This is a genomic window from Steroidobacter flavus, assembly GCF_042651805.1.
GTDB lineage: Bacteria > Pseudomonadota > Gammaproteobacteria > Steroidobacterales > Steroidobacteraceae > Steroidobacter > Steroidobacter flavus.
This window is the reverse complement of sequence record NZ_JBHSDU010000001.1, coordinates 814,563-837,835: the sequence shown is the minus strand read 5'-3', so window position 1 is coordinate 837,835 and position 23,273 is coordinate 814,563. Positions and strand designations below refer to the sequence as shown.

General features: G+C 62.6%; 20 protein-coding genes and 1 pseudogene. 12 read left to right on the top strand and 9 right to left on the bottom strand.

Annotation, left to right across the window (positions count from 1 at the left end):
• The first annotated feature begins 18 nt into the window (after positions 1-18).
• Genes ACFPN2_RS03280 through ACFPN2_RS03270 form a run of 3 tightly spaced genes read left to right on the top strand, consistent with a single transcriptional unit; the run spans position 19 to position 3,664 of the window.
• Complete coding sequence (locus tag ACFPN2_RS03280; protein WP_380594929.1) at positions 19-1,026, top strand: cell division protein ZipA; 1,008 nt, start codon at positions 19-21, stop codon at positions 1,024-1,026.
• Complete coding sequence (gene ligA, locus ACFPN2_RS03275; RefSeq protein ID WP_380594927.1) at positions 1,023-3,047, top strand: NAD-dependent DNA ligase LigA; 2,025 nt, start codon at positions 1,023-1,025, stop codon at positions 3,045-3,047. The genes ACFPN2_RS03280 and ligA overlap by 4 nt, the downstream gene beginning before the upstream one ends.
• Positions 3,047-3,664: a hypothetical protein gene (locus ACFPN2_RS03270; protein WP_380594925.1), complete on the top strand. Its 618-nt coding sequence runs from the start codon at positions 3,047-3,049 to the stop codon at positions 3,662-3,664. The genes ligA and ACFPN2_RS03270 overlap by 1 nt, the downstream gene beginning before the upstream one ends.
• A gap of 21 nt (positions 3,665-3,685) precedes the next feature.
• Here the strand turns inward: ACFPN2_RS03270 and ACFPN2_RS03265 are convergent, their stop codons facing one another.
• From ACFPN2_RS03265 to ACFPN2_RS03255, 3 genes are read right to left on the bottom strand one after another with little or no spacing between them, the layout of a single operon-like run.
• Entirely contained in the window at positions 3,686-4,498 is an 813-nt protein-coding gene (locus ACFPN2_RS03265) for a peptidylprolyl isomerase (protein ID WP_380594923.1), read from the bottom strand.
• Between the two features lie 38 nt (positions 4,499-4,536).
• Positions 4,537-4,806 carry a BolA family protein gene (locus tag ACFPN2_RS03260; RefSeq protein ID WP_380594920.1) on the bottom strand — a complete coding sequence of 90 codons (270 nt, stop codon included), beginning with the start codon at positions 4,804-4,806 and terminating at the stop codon, positions 4,537-4,539.
• The gene (locus ACFPN2_RS03255) at positions 4,803-5,366 is read right to left on the bottom strand and encodes a septation protein A (protein ID WP_380594918.1); all 564 of its coding nucleotides are present in this window, start codon (positions 5,364-5,366) and stop codon (positions 4,803-4,805) included. Before ACFPN2_RS03255 ends, ACFPN2_RS03260 begins: the two co-directional genes overlap by 4 nt.
• Before the next feature lie 61 nt (positions 5,367-5,427).
• On the opposite strand from ACFPN2_RS03255, the gene ACFPN2_RS03250 reads away from it, so the two are divergent.
• The 5 genes and pseudogenes from ACFPN2_RS03250 to ACFPN2_RS03230 all read left to right on the top strand — a co-directional run bounded on the left by ACFPN2_RS03250 (position 5,428) and on the right by ACFPN2_RS03230 (position 12,431).
• The gene (locus ACFPN2_RS03250; protein WP_380594916.1) at positions 5,428-6,051 is read left to right on the top strand and encodes an L-threonylcarbamoyladenylate synthase; all 624 of its coding nucleotides are present in this window, start codon (positions 5,428-5,430) and stop codon (positions 6,049-6,051) included.
• Between the two features lie 128 nt (positions 6,052-6,179).
• Positions 6,180-7,397, top strand: a complete 1,218-nt coding sequence (locus ACFPN2_RS03245; RefSeq protein ID WP_380594914.1) for a tryptophan--tRNA ligase — start codon at positions 6,180-6,182, stop codon at positions 7,395-7,397.
• Between the two features lie 95 nt (positions 7,398-7,492).
• Positions 7,493-8,254: pseudogene (locus ACFPN2_RS03240) on the top strand (segregation and condensation protein A); the annotation flags it as partial.
• Between the two features lie 2,054 nt (positions 8,255-10,308).
• The gene (scpB, locus tag ACFPN2_RS03235; RefSeq protein ID WP_380594911.1) at positions 10,309-11,550 is read left to right on the top strand and encodes an SMC-Scp complex subunit ScpB; all 1,242 of its coding nucleotides are present in this window, start codon (positions 10,309-10,311) and stop codon (positions 11,548-11,550) included.
• A gap of 38 nt (positions 11,551-11,588) precedes the next feature.
• Positions 11,589-12,431 (top strand): S4 domain-containing protein, encoded by an 843-nt coding sequence (locus tag ACFPN2_RS03230; RefSeq protein WP_380594909.1) that lies wholly within the window; start codon positions 11,589-11,591, stop codon positions 12,429-12,431.
• Between the two features lie 18 nt (positions 12,432-12,449).
• On the opposite strand, the gene ACFPN2_RS03225 is transcribed toward ACFPN2_RS03230, so the two are convergent.
• A complete protein-coding gene (locus tag ACFPN2_RS03225) occupies positions 12,450-12,869 on the bottom strand; it encodes a VOC family protein (RefSeq protein ID WP_380594907.1) in 420 nt (139 codons plus the stop codon).
• Between the two features lie 100 nt (positions 12,870-12,969).
• On the opposite strand from ACFPN2_RS03225, the gene ACFPN2_RS03220 reads away from it, so the two are divergent.
• Positions 12,970-13,239 carry a hypothetical protein gene (locus ACFPN2_RS03220; protein ID WP_380594905.1) on the top strand — a complete coding sequence of 90 codons (270 nt, stop codon included), beginning with the start codon at positions 12,970-12,972 and terminating at the stop codon, positions 13,237-13,239.
• A gap of 4 nt (positions 13,240-13,243) precedes the next feature.
• Here ACFPN2_RS03220 and ACFPN2_RS03215 read toward each other — a convergent pair whose 3' ends face one another.
• From ACFPN2_RS03215 to ACFPN2_RS03195, 5 genes are read right to left on the bottom strand one after another with little or no spacing between them, the layout of a single operon-like run.
• The gene (locus tag ACFPN2_RS03215; protein WP_380594903.1) at positions 13,244-13,993 is read right to left on the bottom strand and encodes a YciK family oxidoreductase; all 750 of its coding nucleotides are present in this window, start codon (positions 13,991-13,993) and stop codon (positions 13,244-13,246) included.
• 22 nt (positions 13,994-14,015) lie between these two features.
• Positions 14,016-14,849, bottom strand: coding sequence for a squalene/phytoene synthase family protein (locus tag ACFPN2_RS03210; protein ID WP_380594901.1), 834 nt, complete (start codon positions 14,847-14,849; stop codon positions 14,016-14,018).
• A gap of 7 nt (positions 14,850-14,856) precedes the next feature.
• Positions 14,857-16,167, bottom strand: coding sequence for a DNA recombination protein RmuC (locus tag ACFPN2_RS03205; RefSeq protein ID WP_380594899.1), 1,311 nt, complete (start codon positions 16,165-16,167; stop codon positions 14,857-14,859).
• A gap of 1 nt (position 16,168) precedes the next feature.
• A complete protein-coding gene (gene ubiG / locus ACFPN2_RS03200; protein WP_380594897.1) occupies positions 16,169-16,882 on the bottom strand; it encodes a bifunctional 2-polyprenyl-6-hydroxyphenol methylase/3-demethylubiquinol 3-O-methyltransferase UbiG in 714 nt (237 codons plus the stop codon).
• Between the two features lie 7 nt (positions 16,883-16,889).
• Positions 16,890-18,176, bottom strand: coding sequence for an amidohydrolase family protein (locus ACFPN2_RS03195; protein WP_380594895.1), 1,287 nt, complete (start codon positions 18,174-18,176; stop codon positions 16,890-16,892).
• 94 nt (positions 18,177-18,270) lie between these two features.
• Between ACFPN2_RS03195 and gyrA the strand changes: the two genes are divergently transcribed.
• From gyrA to ACFPN2_RS03180, 3 genes are read left to right on the top strand one after another with little or no spacing between them, the layout of a single operon-like run.
• Positions 18,271-20,937: a DNA gyrase subunit A gene (gene gyrA, locus ACFPN2_RS03190; RefSeq protein WP_380594893.1), complete on the top strand. Its 2,667-nt coding sequence runs from the start codon at positions 18,271-18,273 to the stop codon at positions 20,935-20,937.
• 18 nt (positions 20,938-20,955) lie between these two features.
• On the top strand, positions 20,956-22,035 hold the full coding sequence (gene serC / locus ACFPN2_RS03185; RefSeq protein ID WP_380594891.1) for a 3-phosphoserine/phosphohydroxythreonine transaminase: 1,080 nt from the start codon (positions 20,956-20,958) through the stop codon (positions 22,033-22,035).
• A gap of 48 nt (positions 22,036-22,083) precedes the next feature.
• Complete coding sequence (locus ACFPN2_RS03180; protein WP_380595301.1) at positions 22,084-23,235, top strand: phosphoglycerate dehydrogenase; 1,152 nt, start codon at positions 22,084-22,086, stop codon at positions 23,233-23,235.
• Positions 23,236-23,273: the final 38 nt, after the last annotated feature.

The window sequence follows — 23,273 nt, the reverse complement described above, 5'->3', positions numbered from 1 at the left end:
GCGGGCATCCAGGACTCTATGAGTGAGTTGCGTTGGATTCTGATCGGGTTCGGCATCGTGCTGCTCGCAGGTATTTATCTGTGGGGGCGGCGCGGTGCTACGGCAGTGGGCGAAGATGTCGCGCTTCGCTCGCGCCCCGAGCCGTCGATGCAGCCGCATGGCTTTACCGAAGTGCGTCGGGAGCCTGCGTTTCAGCGGGACGATGTTCCTGACTACGAAGCGCCGGAAGACGATGAGGTCGACCAGGTGGTAGAAGAAGAGGAGCCGCCGGTTGAGGATTACGACGACACGGCGGTGCGACCGGTGCGTCCGTCGAGCCCGCGTATGGAAGCTCGCGTGCCTCGTGGTGAGTCACCTCGACCCATCGCGAGAGAAACGCCGCCGGCGGTGAACCCGGCGGAGTCGCGGCCGCTGCCGGACTTCCGTCGCGGCCGTGTCGAGCCGACGCTGGGTACCGATTCGGTCACCGAAGAGCTGCCGGTTCAAGCGCCGAATTCAACGACTGTCGTGACACCCGCGCCGGCGCCGACGCTGTCTTCCAGCGAATCGCCGGGAGCGCGCCGCTCGCCCGACCGTCGCAAGATTCTGTCGCTGCGGCTGAGCTCGGCCCCGCAGAAGATCGAAGGCGCGAAGCTGCAGGAACTGCTGGCGGCGGAGCTGCTGGTTCACGGCCGCTATGACATCTTTCATCGCGAGCACAGCGACGGGCAGGCCATCTTCAGCATCGCCAGCATGGTCGAGCCCGGCACGTTCGATCTGGAGAAGATGAACGAGACGCTGTATCCGGGCGTGACTTTGTTTGCTCAATTGCCAGGCCCCGTGCCGGGCATGCATGCACTCAATGAGCTGGTCGCCTGCGCGCGTCGTCTGCATCAAGGGCTGGGCGGCGTGCTTCAGGACGATCGCGGCGTGCCGCTCACCGTGCATCGAATCGAGCGCATGAAACAGGAAGTTCGCGACTTCGAGCGACCACCACCGGGCGCCAGCACGCGCTCGACCGGCAGATCCGAGGGTTATCAGGAGTGACCAAGCCGTCGCCGGCGGCGCGTGCAGTGGATCTGCGCCGCCAGCTGGAGCACCACAACTATCGTTATCACGTTCTCGACGACCCGGAAGTGTCCGACGCCGAGTACGACCGGCTGCTCAATGAGCTGAAGCAGATCGAGACCGACAATCCCGATCTGATCACGCCGGACTCGCCGACCCAACGCGTCGGTGCCACGCCGGTCAGCGAGCTGCAGGAAGCGGTCCACACGACGCCCATGCTGTCGCTGGACAACGCGTTCACGGATGACGATCTGATCAACTTCGACCGGCGCGTTCGCGAGCGGCTCGAAACGGACAAAGTCATCGAATACGTCGCCGAGCCCAAGCTCGACGGTCTAGCCATGAGCTTCCGTTACGAGAACGGCAAGCTGGTGCGCGCCGCGACGCGTGGCGATGGCATGAAGGGCGAGGACGTGACTCACAACGTTCGCACGATCAAAGCCGTGCCGACGCAGCTTCGTGGCAAGGCGCCCGATGTGATCGATGTGCGCGGTGAAGTGTTCATGACGCTCGCTGGCTTCAAAGCGATGAATCAGCGGGCGCTGGAGAAGGGCGAGAAAGTATTCGTGAACCCGCGCAACGCCGCTGCGGGCACGATGCGTCAGCTCGATCCTCGACTCGCGGCGAGCCGGCCGCTCGATGTGTTTTTCTACGCCGTCGGCGAGCACGGCAATTGGAAACTTCCGGCCACGCACAGCGAAGTGCTCGAACAGTTGCGTGAGTGGAATCTCAAAGTGTCGCCGCTCACCAAGGTCGTGCAAGGCGCCGAAGGGTGCCTGGAGTACTACCGGGACATCGGTGAGAAACGCAGCTCGCTCAAGTACGAGATCGACGGCGTCGTCTACAAGGTCAACCGCTTCGCTCAACAACGCGAGCTCGGCTTCGTTTCACGCGCGCCGCGTTGGGCGATCGCGCACAAGTTTCCGGCGCACGAAGAGAACACGATCGTTCGCGACGTGGAGTTTCAAGTGGGTCGCACGGGTGCGCTGACGCCGGTCGCGCGACTCGAGCCCGTGTTCGTCGGGGGCGTGACGGTGAGTAACGCCACGCTTCACAACATGGACGAAGTCGAACGCAAGGATGTGCGCATCGGCGATACGGTCGTCATTCGCCGTGCGGGCGATGTGATTCCGGAGGTCGTCAAAGTTGTTCTGGAGCGCCGGCCGGAGAATGCCGAGAAGGTCAAACTCCCTGAGAAGTGTCCGATCTGCGATTCGGCTGTGGAACGCGAGGAGGGCGAGGCCGTTGCCCGCTGCACCGGTAGTTTGTCCTGCGCCGCGCAGCTCAAAGGCGCGCTGCTGCACTTTGCCGGCCGTCGCGCGATGGATGTCGATGGGCTCGGTGAGAAGATTGTCGATCAGTTGATCGACGGCGAGTCGCCGCTGGTGAAGAGCCCGGCCGATCTTTACAAGCTGACCGTCGAGCAGTTCGCGGGCCTGGAGCGGCTGGGCGAGAAGTCGGCAAAGAATCTGGTCGATGCGCTGGAGAAGAGCAAGAAGACCACGCTGGCCCGGTTTCTTTATGCCCTCGGCATTCGCGATGTGGGCGAGTCCACCGCTACAGCGTTGGCGAATCACTTTGGATCGATCGAGGCGCTGCAGGAAGCGAATGAAGCGGGGATCCAGGAAGTGCCGGACGTTGGGCCGGTCGTGGCCGCGCACGTCTACACGTTCTTCCAGCAGCCTCACAATCGCGAAGTGATCCAGGCGCTTCGCGAACGCGGCGTTCACTGGCCCGTTCAAAAGGCTCGTGCGGCGCCGACCGAAGGCCCGCTGACCGGCAAGACGTTCGTGCTCACAGGCACGCTTGAAAGCATGAGCCGCGACGACGCCGGCGATCGCATCACCGCGCTCGGCGGCAAGGTCACAGGCAGCGTGTCGAAGAAGACCAGCTACGTTGTCGCGGGCGCCGAGGCCGGATCGAAACTCACCAAAGCCCAGGAACTGGGCGTCGAGATTCTGGACGAGGCTGCGTTCCTGAAATTACTCGCGGGCGAATAGTGCGTGTCCTGCGGCTGTTGATCGCGCTGCTATTGATAGTGCTGGTGCTCGGGCTGAGCCTTTGCACGAAGCCGGAATGGTCGGGTCCGTTGGAGGGCCAGGTGATCGACGCCACCACCCGCCAGCCGATTGCCGATGCCATCGTCGTGGTGAACTGGCAGATCAAGGGACTGGAAGGCTTTCCCGGCGGACAGCTGGCGATCTTCGAGCGAGTCACCGACGCGCAAGGACGATTTGAGACGGATCGTTGGGGGCCGAGACTTGGACCGGGGGGCATGTTGTCGCTGCAGCAGGTCGATCCCAGCGCGCCCAATGTCTGGATCTTCAAAAACGGCTACGAGCCGTTACGCGTGCTCGGCTTCGGCCAGGCTCACAGCCATCCCGTGGACGGACCCATACTGCCATTGCAACGTTACGAAGGTGCGTTGAGCGACTATGCCAGTCAGGTGGAAATGTTCTGGTCGACGCCAGGATTTAATCTCACGATCCGCTGCGAATGGCGGGAGGCGACCCGCCTGTTCACCGCCATGGTGCAGCTCCATGCGGAGTTGCAGGCGGCCGGTGTCGAGAACTCGCTGCCGCGTGAGCTGCCAGTCTGTGAGCCAGGGGCGCGCTGACTTCAGCGCGCCCCACGATCCTCAGATCTTCTTTTCGATCTTCGCGTTCTTACGCAGGCCGTCGAGATAATCCTGCAGCTTCTTCCGCTGCACCAACACCTTGACCCGATCCTTCACTTCGTCGAACGCCGGCGCCTGGGTGGTGCGCGACTCTTCGAGCTTGATGATGTGCCAGCCGAACTGGCTCTGCACCGGCTTGTCCGTCATCTGGCCCGGCTGCAGCGCCGCGACTGCGTCGGAGAACGGCTTGACCATGGTCTCGAGCGTGAACCAGCCCAGATCGCCGCCGTTCTTGCCGGACGGATCTTTGGAGTTCTTCTCGGCGAGCTTGGCGAAGTCGGCGCCGCCCTTGAGGTCCTTGGTGAGCGCTTCGGCCTTCGCCTGGTCGTCCACGAGGATGTGACGTGCGTGATATTCCTTCGGCATCTGCGCGACCTGCGCGTCGTATTCCGGGCGCAGCTCGGCATCCGTCACCGGATTCTTTTCCAGCCACTGCTGCAGGCCCGAATCGACCAGCACATTCAACCGCGCCAGCGCCAGCTGATCCTGGACCTTGGCTTCCTTCTCGATGCCGGCTTTCGACGCCGCGTCGGCCGCCAGCTGCATGCTGATGAACTGATCCAGCAGCTGTGACTTCTCGGCTTCGGTGATCTCGCGCTTCGACTGCCGGCCGACGTTCTCGACGTACAGGTCGAACTCGGACTTGCTGATGTTCTTGCCGTTGACCACCGCGATCGGCGGGCCTGCAGCAGCTTTGTTGTTATCGGCAGCATTGCCGCAACCCGCCAGCAGGGTGAGGGGCAGCAGCAGGCTGACCAGAAGATGACGATTCATAGGTGTCCTTGGTGTGGAAGTTATCTGAACGATATTCGTCAGCGCGCTTCGTCCGGTGTCAGCGCGGTGATGCTCAACGCATGGATGTCGGTTTGCATCAGCTCGCCCAGCGACCGGTAGACCAGCTGGTGCCGCTGCAATGTACGCAGGCCGCCGAAATCGGCAGACACGACGCGCACGCGGAAATGACCTCTGCCATCTCTCGCACCCGCGTGACCGGCGTGCAAATGACTGTCGTCGATCAACTCGACCTGATCGGTGTGCAGCGCCTTACGCAGCTCATCGACGATGCGCTCGGCGCGAGTCACTGGGGCTTCTCTGATTGAGGCGGCGCCTCCTCGGGCGGCATCTTGGACGACAGCCACATCGCCTGCGCGATCGCAAACACCACGGTCAGACCGAGCATGCCGAACAGCTTGAAGTTGACCCAGACCTCTTCGGAGAAGTTGTAGACGATATAGAGGTTGATGAAGCCGAGCGCGGTGAAGAACACGATCCAGGCCCAGTTCAGCGTGCGCCATACCGGCGGGTCCAACTGCACGTTCTCGCCCATCATTCGCTCGATGAGCAGCTTGTCGCCGAAGCAGCGGCTAGCCAAGAACGCCACGGCGAACAGCCAGTTGACCACCGAGACCTTCCACTGGATGAACGCCTTGTCATGGACGAGCAACGTCAAGCCGCCGAAAATCAACACCAGCACGCCCGAGATCAGCGCCATCTGGCTGACCTTGCGGTGGCGGAACCATTGCCAGGCCGTCTGCGCTATCACCGCGACGATGATGACGCCGGTGGCGACGAACATATTGCCGGTGATCTTGTAGGTGAGAAAGAACGCGATGACCGGAAAGAAGTCGAACAACAACTTCATGAGAGGGCGCGGACCTTGCCGGTGACACCGGCGGATTTGACAGGGCCGCTATCATACCGGGATGACCAGCCGCTATTTGGAGATTCACCCCAGGGACCCGCAGCTCCGCCTGATCCGTCAGGCGGTCGAGATCATTCGTGAGGGTGGGGTGGTCGTTTATCCGACCGATTCGTGCTACGCGCTCGGCTGCCATCTCGGCGACAAGGCGGCGATGGAGCGTATCGCCCGGATCCGCCAGACCGACCGTCATCACCACTTCACGTTGGTGTGCAGCGATCTGTCCGAGATCGCCAACTACGCGCGCGTCAGCAACACGCAATACCGCACGCTCAAGGCGTTCACGCCGGGCCCGTACACCTTCATCCTGCAGGCCACCAAGGAGACGCCGCGGCGCTTGCAGAACGAGAAGCGCAAGACCATCGGCGTGCGCGTGCCCGATCATCCCGTGGTCACCGCCATCCTCGACGAGCTGGGCGAGCCGATCATGAGCTCGACACTCATTCTGCCGGGCGACGAGCATCCGCTGACCGACCCGCGGGAGATCCAGGAGCGGCTGTTCCACTTCGTCGACGCGGTGATCGACAGCGGCAATTGCGGCCTCGATCCGAGCAGCGTGATCGACCTGGCCGGCCCCGCGCCGATCGTGGTCCGCCGGGGCAAGGGCGACGTGAGCGCGTTCGAATAATGCGACTCATCGGCAGCTATCAAGAGTGGCTGTCAAGCTGCGTATAATGCGGCCAGCTTTGTAAAACGCTGATTTCCCGAATTAACAAGATTCGCTAACGCCTTGATTTTTAGGCCAGAGGCCAGGCATTGAGCTCGACTCCCGCTACCAACCGACGCGTCCTGTCCGGCATGCGCCCGACAGGTGCACTCCATCTTGGTAACTATCATGGCGCGCTCAAGAACTGGGTGGAGCTGCAGTACCAGTACGAGTGCTACTTCTTCGTCGCCGATATTCACGCGCTGACGACCGGTTACGAGGACACCTCGCAGCTCGAGAGCAATGTCTGGAATGTGGTCATCGACTGGCTGGCCGCCGGCCTCAATCCGGCCTCGTCGACCATCTTCATTCAGTCGCGCGTGCCCGAGCACTCCGAGCTGCATCTACTGCTTTCGATGATCACGCCGCTCGGCTGGCTGGAGCGCGTGCCGACCTACAAGGATCAGCAGGAGCAGCTGAAGGACAAGGATCTCGCGACTTACGGCTTCCTGGGTTATCCGTTGCTCCAGAGCGCGGACATCCTGCTGTACAAGACCGCGTTCGTGCCGGTCGGCGAGGACCAGATCGCGCACGTCGAGATCACTCGCGAAGTCGCGCGCCGCTTCAATCATGTGTATGGCCGCGAGCCTGACTTCGAGGCCAAGGTCGACAAGGCACTCAAAGCGTTGGGCAGTCGTAACAGCACTCGGTACAACGAGTTGCGGCGCCTTTATCAAGAGAAGGGCGATCAGGAAGCCATTGCCAAGGCGCACTCGCTGCTGGAAGGCACGGCGCGGCTGACGCTGGCCGATCGCGAGCGCTTGATCGGTTATCTGGAAGGCACGGGCCGCAGCTATCTGGTCGAGCCCGAGGTGCTGCTGACGGCGACACCGAAGGTGCCCGGCCTCGACGGTCGCAAGATGTCCAAGTCTTACGGCAACACCATCGGCCTGCGCGAAGATCCCGATGTGGTCGCGAAGAAGCTGAAGGGCATGATGACCGACCCGGCGCGTCAGCGTCGCACCGATCCGGGCGATCCGGACAAGTGTCCGGTGTTCGATCTGCACAAGATCTATTCCTCGGCGGACACGCAGGCGTGGGCCGCACAGGGCTGTCGCACGGCCGGCATCGGTTGTCTCGATTGCAAGAAGCCGGTCATCGATGCAATCGTGACCGAGCTGCGTGGCATGCAGGCCCGCGCCAAGGAATTTGAAGAGAATCGCGACCTGGTCCGAGGCATCATCGCCGAGGGCAACGAGAAGGCGCGCGACGTCGCACGCCAGACACTCGACGAGGTGCACCAGGCGATGGGGATGAACTACCGGTGAGCAAGGCCAAGCCCGAACTGAAGCTGGTGGAAGACACCGGCTCGCAGCTGCAGGACGAGGACCTGACCATCGAGCTGCCGCCGCAGCAGAGCGAGATGCCGTTCGCTGTGGTCGAAGGCGAGCCGATGACCCAGCTGCCGCGCGATTTGTATATTCCGCCGGACGCGTTGCAGGTGTTCCTGACCGCGTTCGAAGGGCCGCTCGATCTGCTGCTGTATCTGATCCGCAAGCAGAACCTCGACATCCTGAATATTCCGATCGCCGAGATCACGCGTCAGTACATGCAATACATCGACGTGATGGCGGAGATGCAGCTCGAGCTCGCCGGCGAATATTTGCTGATGGCCGCCATGCTCGCGGAGATCAAGTCGCGCATGCTGTTGCCGCGGCCGCCGACGGCTGACGGTCAGGACGAGGACGATCCGCGTGCCGAGCTGGTGCGTCGTCTGCAGGAGTACGAGCGCTTCAAGAAGGCGGCGGAAGATCTCGACAAGCTGAACCGGCTGGAGCGCGACAACGTACTCGCGTCCGCCGAGCTGGAAGAGCGCCAGGTCGTCAAGCTGCTGCCGGACGTGACACTGAAAGAAATGCTCGACGCATTTCGTGATGTGTTGTCCCGGGCGGAGAAGTTCGCGCATCACCATATCTCTCGCGAGCGCTTGTCGCAGCGTGAGCGCATGACCGAGATCCTGGCGCGATTGCAGACGGTCGCGTTCTTCGAGTTCAGGCAATTGTTCAAGCCCGAGGAAGGGCGCATGGGCGTCACTGTGACGTTCATCGCCATTCTGGAGTTGATGAAGGAAGGCTTGATCGAAATCGTGCAAGCTGAGGCTTACGCTCCGATTCATGTTCGCACCGCTCAGCGTCACCTCAAAGTCGTTCAGGGTGGTCAGGCGGCTTCGGAGACTGCCGACGCTGAGAACGCAGCGGCGCTCGCGCAGCCTGAGCTGGCAGGTGAGAACGATATTCCAGACGAGGACGACACGCCGCCGGCCGACGATGCTGCCATCGCCGTGCAGGAAGCTGTTGCTGATGTCGCGGCCGCGTCGTCGATTGCGGTCGATCATGTCGAGTCGGATAACGCGATTGTCGATGCCGGGTTTGTTGAAGCCGCTGTGTCGGAAGCGATCGCGTCTACTGAGAATGCGGTAGAGACCGTCGCTGAAGTCGCCGCGAGTGATGAGGCGGCTGTTGCCGCTGCGGTGGCTGAGGAAGTTGCTGCTGGATCGCCGGTCGTTATCGACGAAGCTGCTATTGAGTCGCCTGCGGGTCGAGAGTTCGCTATCGATGCAGCGGTGATTGAAGCGGCCGCCGCCGATTTGGCGATGGAAGGCTCGTTGCTGGCCGAGCCCGCTACGTCTGAGATCGTGCCCGGTGAGTTGACGGTGAACTCGCACGTCTACGACGAGGTCACGCTCGAAGATGTGCCCCATGACTTCGGCGCGCCCGTCGCTGACGAAACAGATCCGCTGACGGCGCAGGCCTTAGAGCCCGTCGCAGCGCAGGTCGCTGAGCTCAGCGTGTCGCCCGTGATGGACATCCTCTCCGAGGACGCGCTTACCCACGCCGGCCTCATCGAAGGCTCGCTCTCCACCGCGCCTGAATCGGTTGAGACGCTCGTATCGATTTATACGCCCGAGCCCGCCGCGTCGACGGAGGCAGTCGAGCTGACCGAAGCCGTCGTCGAGCCGACTGAGACGGTCGTGCCGAACGAAGCTGTCGTTGAGCTGACTGAGACCGTCGAGCCGATCGAAGCTGTCGTCGGGCCGACTGAGACGGTCGAGCCGAACGAGGCAGTCGCGGGAATTGAAAGTGTCCACGTCGCTGTTGGTGACGAGCACACCGTCGAAGAGCATGTCGTCGAAGAGCACGAGGTCGAGGAACACATCGTTCCCGAACACGTGGTCGAAGAGCACGTCGTGCCCTCGCCGGTGGTGGTCGAAGAGAGTACGTCGCAAGCTGACGAAACATCAGCGGTCGTCGAAGAGTTTGTGGCTCAAGCTGAGCCTGTGGAGATCGCCGACGAGCCTGTAGCCCAAGCTGAGTCGGTGGAGATCACCGACGAGCCCGCGGCCCAAGTTGAGCCGATGGAGATGGCCGACGAGCCCGTAGCTCAGGCACAGATTGAAGCCGCCGCTGATGTCGTTGCACCGGACGAGTCGCTGGCGGCCGCTGAAGAACAGGAGACTTTGGTCGAAAGGACTGAGGTCGTCGGAGAGTCTGTCGCCGAAGCTCACGCGGTAGAGATCACCGACGAGCCTGTGGCTCAGTCACAGACTGAAGCCGCCGCCGATGTCGTTGCACAGGACGAGTCGTTGGCGGCTGCTGAAGAACAGGTGACTTTGGTCGAAACGACTGAGGTCGTCGACGAGCATGCGCAGGCGGTCGAGACGACGGATGTCGTCGTGACCGAGGACGTGGCGGCGATTGAAGCTGTTGCCGAGCATGCGCCGGCCCTCGACGCGATTGAGGTTGTTGCCGAAGGCGCGTCGTCGAGTGAACCGGTCGATGTTATCGCCGAGGACGTGTTGTCGAGCGAGCCGGTTCAGGTCATTGCCGAGGTAGCACCGGCGGACGAGCCGATCGAAGTGGCTGTCGAGGATGCGCCGACCGATGAGACGACCAGTGTCGTTATCGAGGATGCATCGGCCGAGGAGACGACCAATGTCGTTCTCGAGCATGCGCCGACCGACGAGATGACCAACGTCCTCATCGAGGAAGCGCCGGTTGAAGAGACGACCAACGTCGTGATCGAGGACGCAGCGGCGCCGGTCACGGCCGATGCGGCCGGGGATGACGAAGCGAGCCCTGAGCAGATTGCCGACCTGTCCGAGCCTGAACTGTCTAAGGCAGGCGACAGCGTGACCGGAGCCTCCGACGAGGCTGACAATTCGGACGCGGAACCAACGAGATGAACGAACACGATCTCAAGCACATCATCGAAGCGACGCTGCTGGCGGCGGGTAAGCCGATCACCACTCAGCAGCTGATGGACCTCTTCGAGGAGCGTGAGCGACCCACGCCCGAATTCTTCACCACCGCGATCGGCATGCTCATCGCCGACTACGAGAACCGTGGCATCGAGCTGGTGGAAGTCGCGAGCGGCTGGCGGATTCAGGTGCGGCCGAAGGCCGCCGAGGTCGTATCACGTCTGTGGTCGGAACGTCCGGCGAAGTATTCGCGTGCGTTTCTGGAAACATTGGCGCTCATCGCCTACCGCCAGCCCATCACCCGCAGCGAGATCGAAGAGATCCGCGGCGTGTCGATCAGCTCGACGATCATGCGCACCCTGCAGGAGCGCGGCTGGATTCGCACCGTCGGTCACCGCGAAGTCCCGGGCCGTCCGGAACTGCTCGGCACGACGCGAGAGTTCCTGGATTATTTCGGTCTGAAGAGCCTGGATCAGCTGCCGACCCTGGCCGAGCTGAAGGACATCGAGACCATCGGCGTGCAGCTCGAGCTGCCGGCCGATCAGCCGCAGCAGGCCGACGCGTTGGCTGAAGGCGAAGTCGCAGCGAGCACCGAAGAGGGCGCGGCGACGACAGAAGAAGCTGCCGCGAGCGGCGAGGCTGCTGTCGAGTCCGGTGGTGAAATTGTGGCGAGCGCGGAAGTCGCTGCCGACGCCGATGTCGAAGCAGGAGCAGAGGTTGACGCTGACGCTGAAGCTGACGCTGACGCTGACGCTGACGCGGAAGCCGGCATCGACGGCGAGACGGTCGCCAAAGCCGACGCCCACGACAGCGACGGCGATGCCGACGAAGACGAAGAAGACGAAGAAGACGAAGAAGACGAAGAAGACGAAGAAGACGAAGAAGACGAAGAGGATGAGGACGACGACGACTTCGGCGACGATGACGACGACGCCGGTGACGAAGACGGCGATGACGAAGACGAAGACGAGGACGATGACGAGGACGGTGACGCCGACTTCGATGACGACGAAGACGACGACTTCGATGAGGACGACGAAGACGACGACGTGAGCGAGGACAAGCTGTCGGCCGACGCCGGTGACGGCGACGAATCGAACGACGCCGATGACGAGCTGTCCGCCGACGATGGCGACGACGAGTCCGGCACCTCCTCCCCGATGGTGGCCTCGTCCGACGAGGACGAGCACACCCGCGTCGGCGAGCCACCGAGCGAAGGCTAACAACCCACCGGCACCGCTGCACCGGCGGTGCCCGAATCATGTCCGAACGTCTGCATAAACTACTGGCCCAGCACGGCCTCGGCTCGCGGCGCGAGATCGAGAAGTGGATGCTGGAAGGCCGTGTCCGCCTGAACAATCAGCCGGCGCAACCGGGCGATCGTTACAACGCGGGCGATCGCGTCAGTATCGATGGCAAGGATGTCACATCGCGCATCCAGGTCTTCGCAGCGCCAAAAGTGATCCTGTATCACAAGCCGCAGGGCCAGCCGATTACGCCCACCGCGGAAGATGAAAGCGGCGAGGTGGCGGAGAAGTCCGTCATGGAATCGCTGCCGTCGTTGCGCGGCTCGCGCTGGCTGGTCGTGAACACCATGCAAGCGGGCGACAGCGGATTGATGTTACTGACGAGCGATGGCCGCCTGGCCGACGCACTTCGCCGCCGCGCGGAAACAACGCCGGCAGCATACGTCGCACGCGTGCTGGTGCCATTCCCGGAATACGACGTCGATTCCATTCCAAAGGTCGTTCAGTACGACGACGAGACCATCGAGTTTGAAAACATCGAGCCGGCCGGCGGCGAGGGCACGAACCGCTGGTTCCGCGTGGAATCGCATCGTGCGCATCGTCGTGCCGCCGTGCGGGCATTGTTCGAGAGCCGCGGCTTGAAAGTGAGCCGCGTGATTCAAGTGATGTTCGGCGAATTCGAGCTGCCGCGAGATCTGCCTCGCGGCAAACATCGTGAGCTGTCGGAAAGCGAGGTCGCCGATTTGTATGCGAGCGTCGAGCTCACATTGCCGATACCGCCGCCGAAGCCGGAAGCGCCCGCGCGTCCGCGCCGCCGGCCAGCGCCGGATCGGCGCAAGAAGCCGAAGCGGCGCTGACGCAGTAAGTAACAATCGTTACTTCGGCTCGTTCATCGACCACAGCACCCCGAACGGGTCTTTGAGCTGGCCGTAACGGGCGCCCCAGAACATATCCTGCAGCGGCAGCACGATTTCCGCGCCGGCGTCCACCGCGCGCTGCCACCACCTGTCGATGTTCTTCACCTGCAAGGTCAGATTGAAGCCCTGCGGCTTCTCGCACGGGTGACCGTGCTCGGGATAACCGTCGCTCAGCATCAACGACGAGCCATTGATGTAAAGATGGATGTGCATGGTGCGGCCTTTGTCATCCACCGGATAACGGAACACTTCCTTGGCGTCGAACGCCTTCGCGTAAAAGTCGGACGCCTTGCTGGCGCCATCGACGCACAGGTAAGCGACCAGGCCACCTTTGACTTCGGGATTCGGGTAGGGGGTTTCGTTCTGTGCGGCGCTCATCTTCTGCTCCAGTGAGAGGGGGAAAGCGTATCGTTCGAGGCAAGGACGGATCAGCCGACCGGCTGCCGACACGAGCCAGGCGAAATAATCTGGAGGCGCTATGGATGAAGATCTGGAAGGCCTCAGCCGCGAGCAATTGCTCGCCGAGGTCAAGAAATTGCGGACGGGAATTCGCGACCATCGCGACAGCAGCGGTCACGAGTTGTGCTGGCACCACCCGCAACTCTGGAGCTTGTTGCCGGAGCCCATCGATCCGGCCATTGCGGTGCCGCCCTGGCCGAAATTCCTACGTGGCTGCGTGCACTATCGGGAGTCGCTGGACCGGCAGCGACCCGACGCACCGGTCCATGACAAGGAGTTCGGCGAGTAGATATTTATTGGGCGTTGATGGTCTGGCCGTGGACGCCGCGGCTGTCCGGCCCGAGCAAATAAAGGTACGCCGCCACGATGGTGTGAGCCTCGCGCAGCTTGCTGCGATCTTCAGCGGGGTAGGCCTGCAGACGCATGTTCGTCTTCACCGCCCCCGGATTGATGCTGTTCACGCGCATGGCCGGCTGCTTCTCCAGTTCCTGCGCCAGCATGCTCATCAGGCCGTCGCTCGCCCACTTGGACACGAGGTACGAGCCCCAGAACGGACGCGGATTGGAAACAACGCCGCTCGACGTAAACAAAATCACCGGATCGGCCGACTTCTTCAGCAGCGGCAGGCAGGTGCGCGTGAGAATGAAGGGCGCGTTGACGTTCACGTGCATGGTGCGCATCCACTTGGCAACGTCGTGATGTTCGATGGGCGCGCGTTCGCCCAGCATCGAGGCGTTGTGTAACAGCCCATCGAGCCGCCCGAATTCCTGATCGAGCGCGACCACCAGCTTCTCGTATTCATCCGGACCGGCTTTCTCGAAATCCAGCGGCAGGATGGAAGGGCGCGGATGGCCGGCGTTCACGATCTCATCGTAAACCGCTTCGAGCTTGCGAACGCTACGACCGTGCAGCACGACCTGAGCGCCGTGAGAGGCGGCTGCAAGCGCCACTGCTTTACCGATGCCGTCGCTCGCGCCGGTGATGAGAATGACGCGATCTTTGAGCGCGTCTTTGGAAGGTTGGTAAGTGCGAGGGTCAGTCATATTCTTTGCCAGGAGGTGCGGATCAAGCACGACGCGCGGCGCGCCACGCAGTCCACGGTTTTTGCAGCGGGCCGAGCTCGATGCGCTGAGTGGCGACATCGTAGTGGCGGGCCGCGATATGGTCGAGCAATTTGCGGTGCAGGGCCGCGAGCACGTAAATGGGGCGGAGGTGCTCCGTTTGCGGGCCGCGCAGCGGCAGCGCCAACTCAGCGGTCGCGCTCTCACGAATCGAGCTCAACGCGCTCTTGAGCTTCGGATCGACTTCACGGGCTCGCAAGTGATCGGTCTTCAGCTCGTGCCGGTCGAGCAGGTCGAGCGGCAAATAAACATTGCCGTCGTAGGCGTCCTGACGCAGATCGCGAACGATCTCCGCCATTCGAATGCCGACACCGAGCTTGTTGGCCGCCGCACGCGTCGCTTCATCGAGGGTGCCGGGCTGGACGAGCAGGGCAGCGATCAACTCCTGAATCGCGCCACCGCTACGAGAGCAATACGCACGCAGCTCTTGCTGATTCGAGAACGTCATGCGGGCCAGATCCATGTCCGCGCCGGCGAGCACTTCGTGCAGCTTGTTGAAGAGGGAGCGATCGCCAGACGCGCGCTCAGACAGAACGCGCGTCGCCGGATGTTGAGCATTGTTGTTGATGAGCCGATCGGTCTCGGCGCGCCACCAGGTCAATCGAGTGTGCGCGACATCGTGGCTCGCGCTCTTCGCGGACTCACGAATCTCGGTCTCGATCGCATACAACGCCAGCACGATCTCGCGCTTGTCCTCGGGCGAGTACAGCAGCGAGAAATAACGCATCGACCCCGGCGGGGCCGTGCGATTGATCAGTTCGTTCTCCAGGGTCGACATGGCGAGGCTACTTGGACTGCGCGCCCTTGTCGTTGGTGCCGGGCAGAGGCAGCTGGTCTTTTTCCGCCGGCTCGCGCGTCATCTTGTCGATGGGCTCCAACATCTCCATCTCTCGATCCGGACGAACGCCCAGTTCGGTGAACTTGCGCGCACCGGGCAGCACCTGGCGCTCGAGCGAGCCGACCGCGGCGTTGAAATGATCGACGCTGCTACTCAGGTTGCGGCCGAGCTTGCCCAGATGGGTCGTGAACACGGCCAGACGCTTATAAAGATCTTCGGCGAGCGTACGAATGGTCTCGGCATTCTGAGCGAGCGACATCTGCCGCCAGCCATAGGCGACGGCCTTCAGCAGCGCGACGAAGCTAGACGGGGTCGCGATGATCACATCCTGACGAATCGCGTCTTCCAGCAGGTTCGGTTGCTCGGCGAGCGCGGCTGAGAGGAACTGATCGCCCGGGATGAAAAGAATCACGAAGTCCGGGCTGCGCTCGAACTGCGCCCAGTAGCTCTTTGCGCCGAGTTGTTTGACGCGCTCCGCGATGGCATTGGCATGACGGCGCATCGCCACCGCGCGGGCTTCATCGGTCGCGGCATCCACGGCTTCGAGATAAGCATCGAGCGGCGTCTTCACGTCCACGACCAGATCGCGGCCGTCGGGCATGTGAACGATCATGTCGGGACGCAGGTTGCCGTCCTCCACGCGGACGTGCACTTGTTCCTTGAAGTCGCAGTGCTCGACCATGCCCGCCAGCTCGGCGAGACGACGCAAGGTCATTTCGCCCCACTGGCCGCGCACTTCAGGTCGGCGCAGCGCATTGACCAGCGTGCGAGTTTCCTTTTGCAGGGCCTGCTGGCCGAGCGCGACGGATTCGAGCGAGGTCTTCAAGCTGCCGAAGGTTTCGGCACGCTCTCTTTCGATGCGCAAGATCTGCTGCTCGGTCTTGCCCAGCGCCTCGCGAATCGGCGCGAGCATGGTCTCGATCGCTTTCTCACGTTCGCTAAGCGCCGAGACGGCGTACTGCTGATGTTGAGTCAGATGCTCGCGCGCGAGTTGCAGGAACAGTTCGCTATTGGTGCGCAGGGACGAGCCGGCAAGCGAATCGAACTGCGACTTCAGCTTCTCCGTCGAACGCTCGATCGCGGCTTGACGCTCGCGTTCGAGCTGTTCCTCGCCTTTGATCTGAGCTTTCAATACCGCGAGCTCGACGTGCAGCCCTTCCGAACGCTGACGCGCACGCAGGCTCGCGACGAGCGCGCCGACGACCGCGCCCATCACGAGCGCGGCCAGAACCATCAACCCAACTGAAGTACCGACCAATTCAGAAGTCTCTTTTCAAGTGCATCATGTAGTTCACGCTCACGTCGCCGGTGCGACGGGCGGTATGTTGGAGCGGGTCATACGCCAGGCCGGCGAGGTCCACGACATTTAGACCGGTGCCGCGGGCCCACCGGCTCATCTCCGAAGGCTTGATGAAGCGCTCATAACTATGCGTGCCCCGGGGCAGCAGATTGAGCACGTACTCCGCGCCGACCACCGCTAATAGATAAGCCTTGAGGTTGCGATTCAGCGTCGAGACGAAGATGTCGCCGCCGGGCTTCACCAGATCATGCAAAGCGCGGAGCACGCTTTGGGGCTCGGGCACGTGCTCGAGCATTTCCATGCAAGTGACGATGTCGTAAGCGCCCGGCGAATGAGCTGCGTGAGTCTCAGCCGACTCGCGCAGGTAGCGGATCGTGAGTTGGCTTTCGAGCGCATGCAGCTCGGCGACTTCGATGGTTTGAGGCGCGAGGTCGATGCCGGTGACTTGAGCGCCGCGCTTCGCCATTGCTTCGCTGAGAATGCCGCCGCCGCAGCCCACATCGAGCACGCGCTTGCCGCGCAACGAGGCGCCTTCGTCGACGTAGTCGAGCCGCACCGGATTCAAAACGTGCAGCGGACGAAACTCGCCCTTCGGATCCCACCAGCGCTGGGCGATGTCGTCGAAGCGGGCGATTTCGGCCGGGTCGTGATTGGAAGCAGCAGCGGCATTCATGATGGGACTACTCACTAACCTGAGCGGCGATACGAACGCGCCAAAGCTCGGCGCGATTCAGCAGGGCGGCGGTGTCGAGACGCGTCAGCTGGCGATCGCGCACCAGCCGGCGGCCGGCGACCCAAACATCGCTGACTTGCTCGCGCGACGCGGCAAATACAATTTGCGCCGCCGGGTCGTAGGTTGGCTGGGTATTGGGATGACCGAGGTCGATACAACACACATCGGCCCATTTCCCCGGCAGCAGCGAGCCGATGGACTCGGCGAGGCCGAGCGCGCGTGCGCCGTTCAGCGTCGCCGTTTGGAGCCAGTCATGCGCATCGACCGGTGTCGCCGCAGGAAACATGCCGTTGGCGATGAGGGCGGCAGTGCGCAGCTCGGCAAGCAGATCGTTGTTACCGAGACCGCCGCTGCCCAACGCCACATTGACCGCACGATCTTTGAATAAGGGAACCGGGCACAGCCCGCTGCCGAGCTTGAGGTTGGATTGCGGGCAATGGATGACACTTGCGCCCGCGGCGGCGACGCGATCGACGTCGGCGGAATCCAGTTTGACCATATGGACCGCGGCCAGCAGCGGCGAGAGCAGTCCCAACTGTTCGAGCCGTTCGAGCGAAGGCGCGCTGCCGCGGCTTTCGTTGACGTGCATGTGGATCGGCAATTCGAGCTCGTCGGCCAGTCGCCGCACGCGTTCCAGTGTGTCGTCGCTGAGCGAAGCCGGCTCCACCGGCGCGAGCGCGGTCGTGATCAATGGATCGTCGCGATACTCGTCCCGCAGCTTGAATCCCTTGTCGAGGCATTCGCTGGCCGAGCCGGCCCAAACGGTCGGCGCATCTTGTACGGGCAGGCCGACGCAGACACGCATGCGCGCTTCGGCGGCGGTCTGCGCGACCACTTCGGGAAAAAGGTGCTGGTCGGCAAAACATGTCGTGCCGCTCGACAGTGCGGCGGCGATCGCCAGCTCCGTGCCGTCGCGGACATATTCAGCATCGACCCAGCGCTGCTGAAGCAGTCGGACGCTGTGCGCCCAATGCTCGAACGAGCTGCTGGTGACTGCTCCGTGCAACAGGCTGCTGGCGGCATGCGTATGCGCGTTCACGAACCCCGGCAGCAGCACGTGCGCCGGCCGCTCGAGTTCTTCCTGCGCGGAAAAACGCTGTTTCGCCTCGGCTGTGGGCAACACCGCCAGGATGCGACCCTGGTGAATCGCCAGCGAGTGCGCTTCCAGCACCACGCCCGCCGGTTCGATCGGAACGATCCAGCGGGCCGAGAGCAGCGTGTCGATAGGTTCCATGGGCGCCGAAGTATAGCTGTGCGAAGTACAACCGGACGCCCTGTTTTGGACGCGCAATGTGATATTATTCGCCACTTCCTTCGACGAGCTCCGCATGGCCGAAATCGCGCGCGAAATTCTGCACGTCAACCTAGAAGACGAGATGCGTCAGTCGTATCTCGACTATGCGATGAGCGTCATCGTCGGGCGCGCTCTGCCCGACGTGCGCGACGGCTTGAAGCCGGTCCATCGTCGCATCCTGTTCGCGATGCATGAGAGCAATAACGTCTACTCCCGCCCGTATGTGAAGTGCGCACGCGTGGTCGGTGACGTGCTCGGTAAATATCACCCGCACGGCGACACGTCGGCTTACGACGCGCTGGTGCGCATGGCGCAGAACTTCTCGATGCGCTACCAGCTGGTCGACGGCCAGGGCAACTTCGGCTCGGTGGACGGCGATCCGCCGGCGGCCTACCGCTACACCGAGTGCCGCATGACCGCGTTGGCGAGCGAGCTGCTCGCCGATATCGACCGCGAGACCGTCGACTTCGTCGACAACTACGACGGCAAGGAAAAAGAGCCGGTCGTGTTGCCGACCCGCGTGCCGAACCTGTTGATCAACGGCTCGGCCGGTATCGCGGTCGGCATGGCCACCAACATTCCGCCGCACAACCTCGGCGAGGTAGTCACCGCCTGTATCGCGCTCATCGACGATCCGAACATCACCATCGCGAACCTGATGCAGATCATTCCGGGGCCGGATTTTCCGACCGCCGGCATCATCAACGGCGCCGCCGAGATCGCGTCGGCCTACTTGACCGGTCGCGGTCGCGTGTACGTGCGCGCCAAGACCGATATCGAGGAAGACGACAAGGGTCGTCAGGCCATCATCATCACCGAGCTGCCGTATCAGGTGAACAAGGCGCGGCTGCTCGAGCGGATCGCCGAGCTGGTGCGCGAAAAGATCATCGAGGGCATCGCCTCCGATGGCTTGCGCGACGAGTCCGACAAGGACGGCATGCGCGTGGTCATCGAGCTCAAGCGCGGTGAAGTGGCGGACGTGGTGCTGAACAAACTGTTCAAGCACACGCCGATGGAAACCGTGTTCGGCATGAACATGGTCGCCTTGCAGGACGGCCAGCCGAAGCTGTTCAACCTGAAGGAGATGCTCGAAGCGTTCGTGCGTCACCGGCGCGAAGTGGTCACCCGCCGCACCGTGTTCGACCTGCGCAAGGCTCGCGAGCGCGCCCATATTTTGGAAGGTCAGGCGGTCGCGCTGGCCAACATCGACGAAGTGATCGCGCTCATCAAGGCGTCGCCGACGCCGGCCGAAGCGAAGGTCGCGTTGATGGGGCGCGTGTGGACCTCGGGCGCCGTGCCGGCGATGCTGGAGCGGGCCGGCGACATCGTCTCCCGCCCCGACGGATTGTCCATCGAGTTCGGTCTGGTCGAAGGCGGCTATCGTTTGTCGGATGTCCAGGCGCAAGCCATCCTGGACATGCGCCTGAACCGGCTGACCGGGCTGGAGCAGGACAAGATCATTGCCGAGTTCCAGGAACTGCTGGCGCAGATCGCCGACCTGAGCGACATCCTGGCGCGCCCCGAGCGCCTGTTGCAGGTGATCCGCACCGAGCTGGAAGAGGTCAAGGCCAAGTACGCCGATCCGCGTCGCACCCAGATCAATTTCGATCATTCGGATCTGACCATCGAAGATCTGATCGAACAGCAGGACGTGGTGGTCACGCTGTCGCATGGCGGTTATGCGAAGTCGCAGCCCGTCACCGATTATCAAGCGCAGCGTCGTGGCGGTCGCGGCAAGTCCGCCACCGCGATGAAAGACGAAGATTTCGTCGACAAGCTGTTCGTCGCCAACACTCATGACACGCTGTTGTGCTTCTCCAGCACCGGCAAGATGTATTGGCTGAAGGTGTATCAGCTGCCGCAGGCGAGCCGTGGCTCGCGCGGAAAGCCAATTGTGAATCTGTTGCCGCTGCAGGAAGGCGAGCGCATCAACGCGGTACTGCCGATCCACGAATTCGAGACCAACAAGTTCATCTTCATGGTCACCGCGGCGGGCACGGTGAAGAAGACGTCGCTCGAAGCGTTTTCGCGGCCGCGCCAGGCCGGCATCATTGCCATCGAGCTGGAGCCGGGCGATCGGCTGGTCGGCGTCGATATCACCGACGGCACCAAACAGATCATTCTGTGCTCGAGTGGCGGCAAGGCCATTCGCTTCGATGAAAACGACGTGCGCCCGATGGGTCGCACCGCTGCCGGCGTGCGTGGCATTCGCTTGCCGGAAGCCACACCGGCGGCTGAAGGCGCGGAGCAACCCGCGACGGCGACCGAAGAAGTCATCTCGCTCATCATCGTCGACGAGCAGGGCATGGTGCTCACCGCGTCCGAAAATGGCTACGGTAAACGGACCGCGATCGAGGACTTCCCGATCCACGGCCGCGGCGGTCAGGGCGTGATCGCGTTGCAAATCAGCGAGCGAAATGGTCGGATGGTCGGCGCGCTGCTGGTGAAGCCGGAAGACGAGATCATGCTGATCAGCTCGGGCGGCACGCTGGTGCGCACGCAGGTCAACGAAATCTCGGTGCAAGGTCGTAACACCCAGGGTGTGCGCCTGATTCGGGTCGATGAAGGCGATCGTCTGGTCGGCCTGGAGCGCATCGTCAGCGAAGGCGCTGGCGAGGCTGGCGCGGAAGGCGGCGAGGGTGACGCCGGCGGCGAAGGCGAAGCCGGTGGCGACGACGGCGGCGGAGCTGCTCCAGAGTAACTAGGGTTCACAGGTCACATGCGCGTCTATAACTTCAGTCCCGGTCCCGCGGTATTACCTCAGGAAGTACTCGAGCAGGCGCGCGAGGAAATGCTCGACTGGCATGGCACCGGCATGTCGGTCATGGAAATGAGCCATCGGGGCAAGGCGTTCATTTCCATCGCGGAACAGGCGGAAGCCGATCTGCGCGAGCTGCTGTCGATTCCGAAGAACTACAAGGTGCTGTTCCTGCAAGGCGGCGCCATGGGTCAGTTCGCCGGCGTGCCGATGAATCTGAGCAAGCCCGGCGACACGGTCGACTATGTGAACACCGGCGCCTGGTCGAAGAAGGCGATCGGCGAGGCCAAGGCTTATGCGAAGGTGAATGTCGCCGCCGATGCCGGCGAGCCGTACACCTCGATCCCGCTGTTGTCGAATTGGAAGGTGAGCGACAACGCCGCCTATCTGCACTACACGCCGAACGAAACCATCGGCGGCGTCGAGTTTCATTTCGTGCCGGAATTGAAGAGCGGCACGCCGCTGGTGGTCGATATGTCCTCGACCTTGCTCTCGCGGCCCATCGATGTTTCCAAGTTCGGCCTGATCTACGGTGGTGCACAGAAGAACGTCGGTCCCGCGGGCCTCACGTTGGTCATTGTGCGAGAAGACCTGCTCGGTCACGCACGCCCGGGCACGCCGGCCTTCATGGACTACACCGCCATGGCGAAGGAAGGCTCGATGCTGAATACCCCGCCGACCTACGCCTGGTATCTGGCGGGTCTGGTGTTCCAGTGGTTGAAGCGTCAGGGCGGCCTGAAGGCCATGGGCGAGATCAATCGTCGCAAGGCGGAGCTGCTGTACTCGGCCATCGACACTTCGTCTTTCTATAAGAATCCAGTGGCGCACGATGCGCGCTCGTGGATGAATGTTCCTTTCACGCTGGCGAAGCCGGAGCTGGACAAGACGTTCACTGCCGAAGCGAAGGACGCCGGACTGGTGACGCTGGAAGGCCATCGCTCGGTCGGTGGCATGCGCGCCAGCATCTACAACGCCATGCCGCTGGCCGGCGTGGAAGCGCTCGTGAGCTTCATGAAGGAATTCGAGCGCAAGCACGCATAGCGGACTTAGTCACAAGCGATGGGAGACGGTGTGGCTTATCGAATCCTGATGCTGAACAACATCTCGCTGCGCGGCCTGGAGCGGCTGCCGCGAGATCGTTATGAAGTTGCCTCCGCGCTGAGCGACCCGCACGCGGTGCTGGTCCGCTCGGCGGACATGCACTCGATCGATATTCCCTCCAGTGTCATCGCGGTCGGCCGCGCCGGCGCGGGCACCAACAATATTCCCGTATCGCGTCTGTCCGCACGTGGCATTCCGGTCTTCAATGCACCGGGCGCCAATGCGAACGCCGTGAAAGAACTGGTCATCGCCGGTTTGTTTCTTGCGGCTCGCAATATCTGTCAGGCCTGGGACTACGCGCGCAATCTCAAAGGCAGCGACGAAGAGCTGGATGTCGCGGTCGAGCAGGGCAAGAAGAAATACGTCGGTTACGAGCTGCCGAGTCGCACGCTCGGTGTCATCGGTCTCGGCGCAGTCGGCGTTGAAGTAGCGAACGCGGCACATCTGCTCGGCATGCGCGTGCTCGGTTTCGATCCGCAAATCACCGTGCAACGTGCCTGGCAATTATCGTCGGGCGTGCAGCAGGCATTGTCGCTGGACGATCTGTTCTCACGTTGCGACATGGTCACGGTGCATGTTCCCTTGATGGAAGCGACTCGCGGCTTCGTGAACGCCGCGCGCATCCGGCTGCTGAAAGACAATGGCGTCGTGCTCAACTTTTCGCGCGCCGGCATCGTCGATGAAAAGGCAGTGGTCGAAGCGCTCGACAGCGGCAAGCTCGGCGCCTACATCTGTGACTTCCCGACCAACGGCGTCAAGAATCATCCGAAGATCGTGGCGCTGCCGCATCTGGGCGCGTCCACCGGCGAGGCCGAGGAGAACTGCGCCATCATGGTCGCGGACACGCTCAAGGACTTCCTCGAGAACGGCAACATCCGCCACTCGGTCAATTTTCCCGAGGCGGTGTTGCCCCGGACCGCGAATTCGACCCGCTTGTCGATTTCCAATGAGAACGTGCCGAACATGGTCGGACAGATCTCGACGGCGCTCGCCCATGCCAGGCTCAACATCGCCGACCTGCTCAATAAATCCCGCGGCGAGCTGGCCTATACGTTGATCGACGTGGACGGACAGGTGCCCGCCGGGGTGCTCGACCAGCTGCGCAAGATCGAGGGTGTATTGAACGTGCGTGCGTTGTGACCGTCGAGGCTGGCAGAATGACGGGCTGAGATACGCCC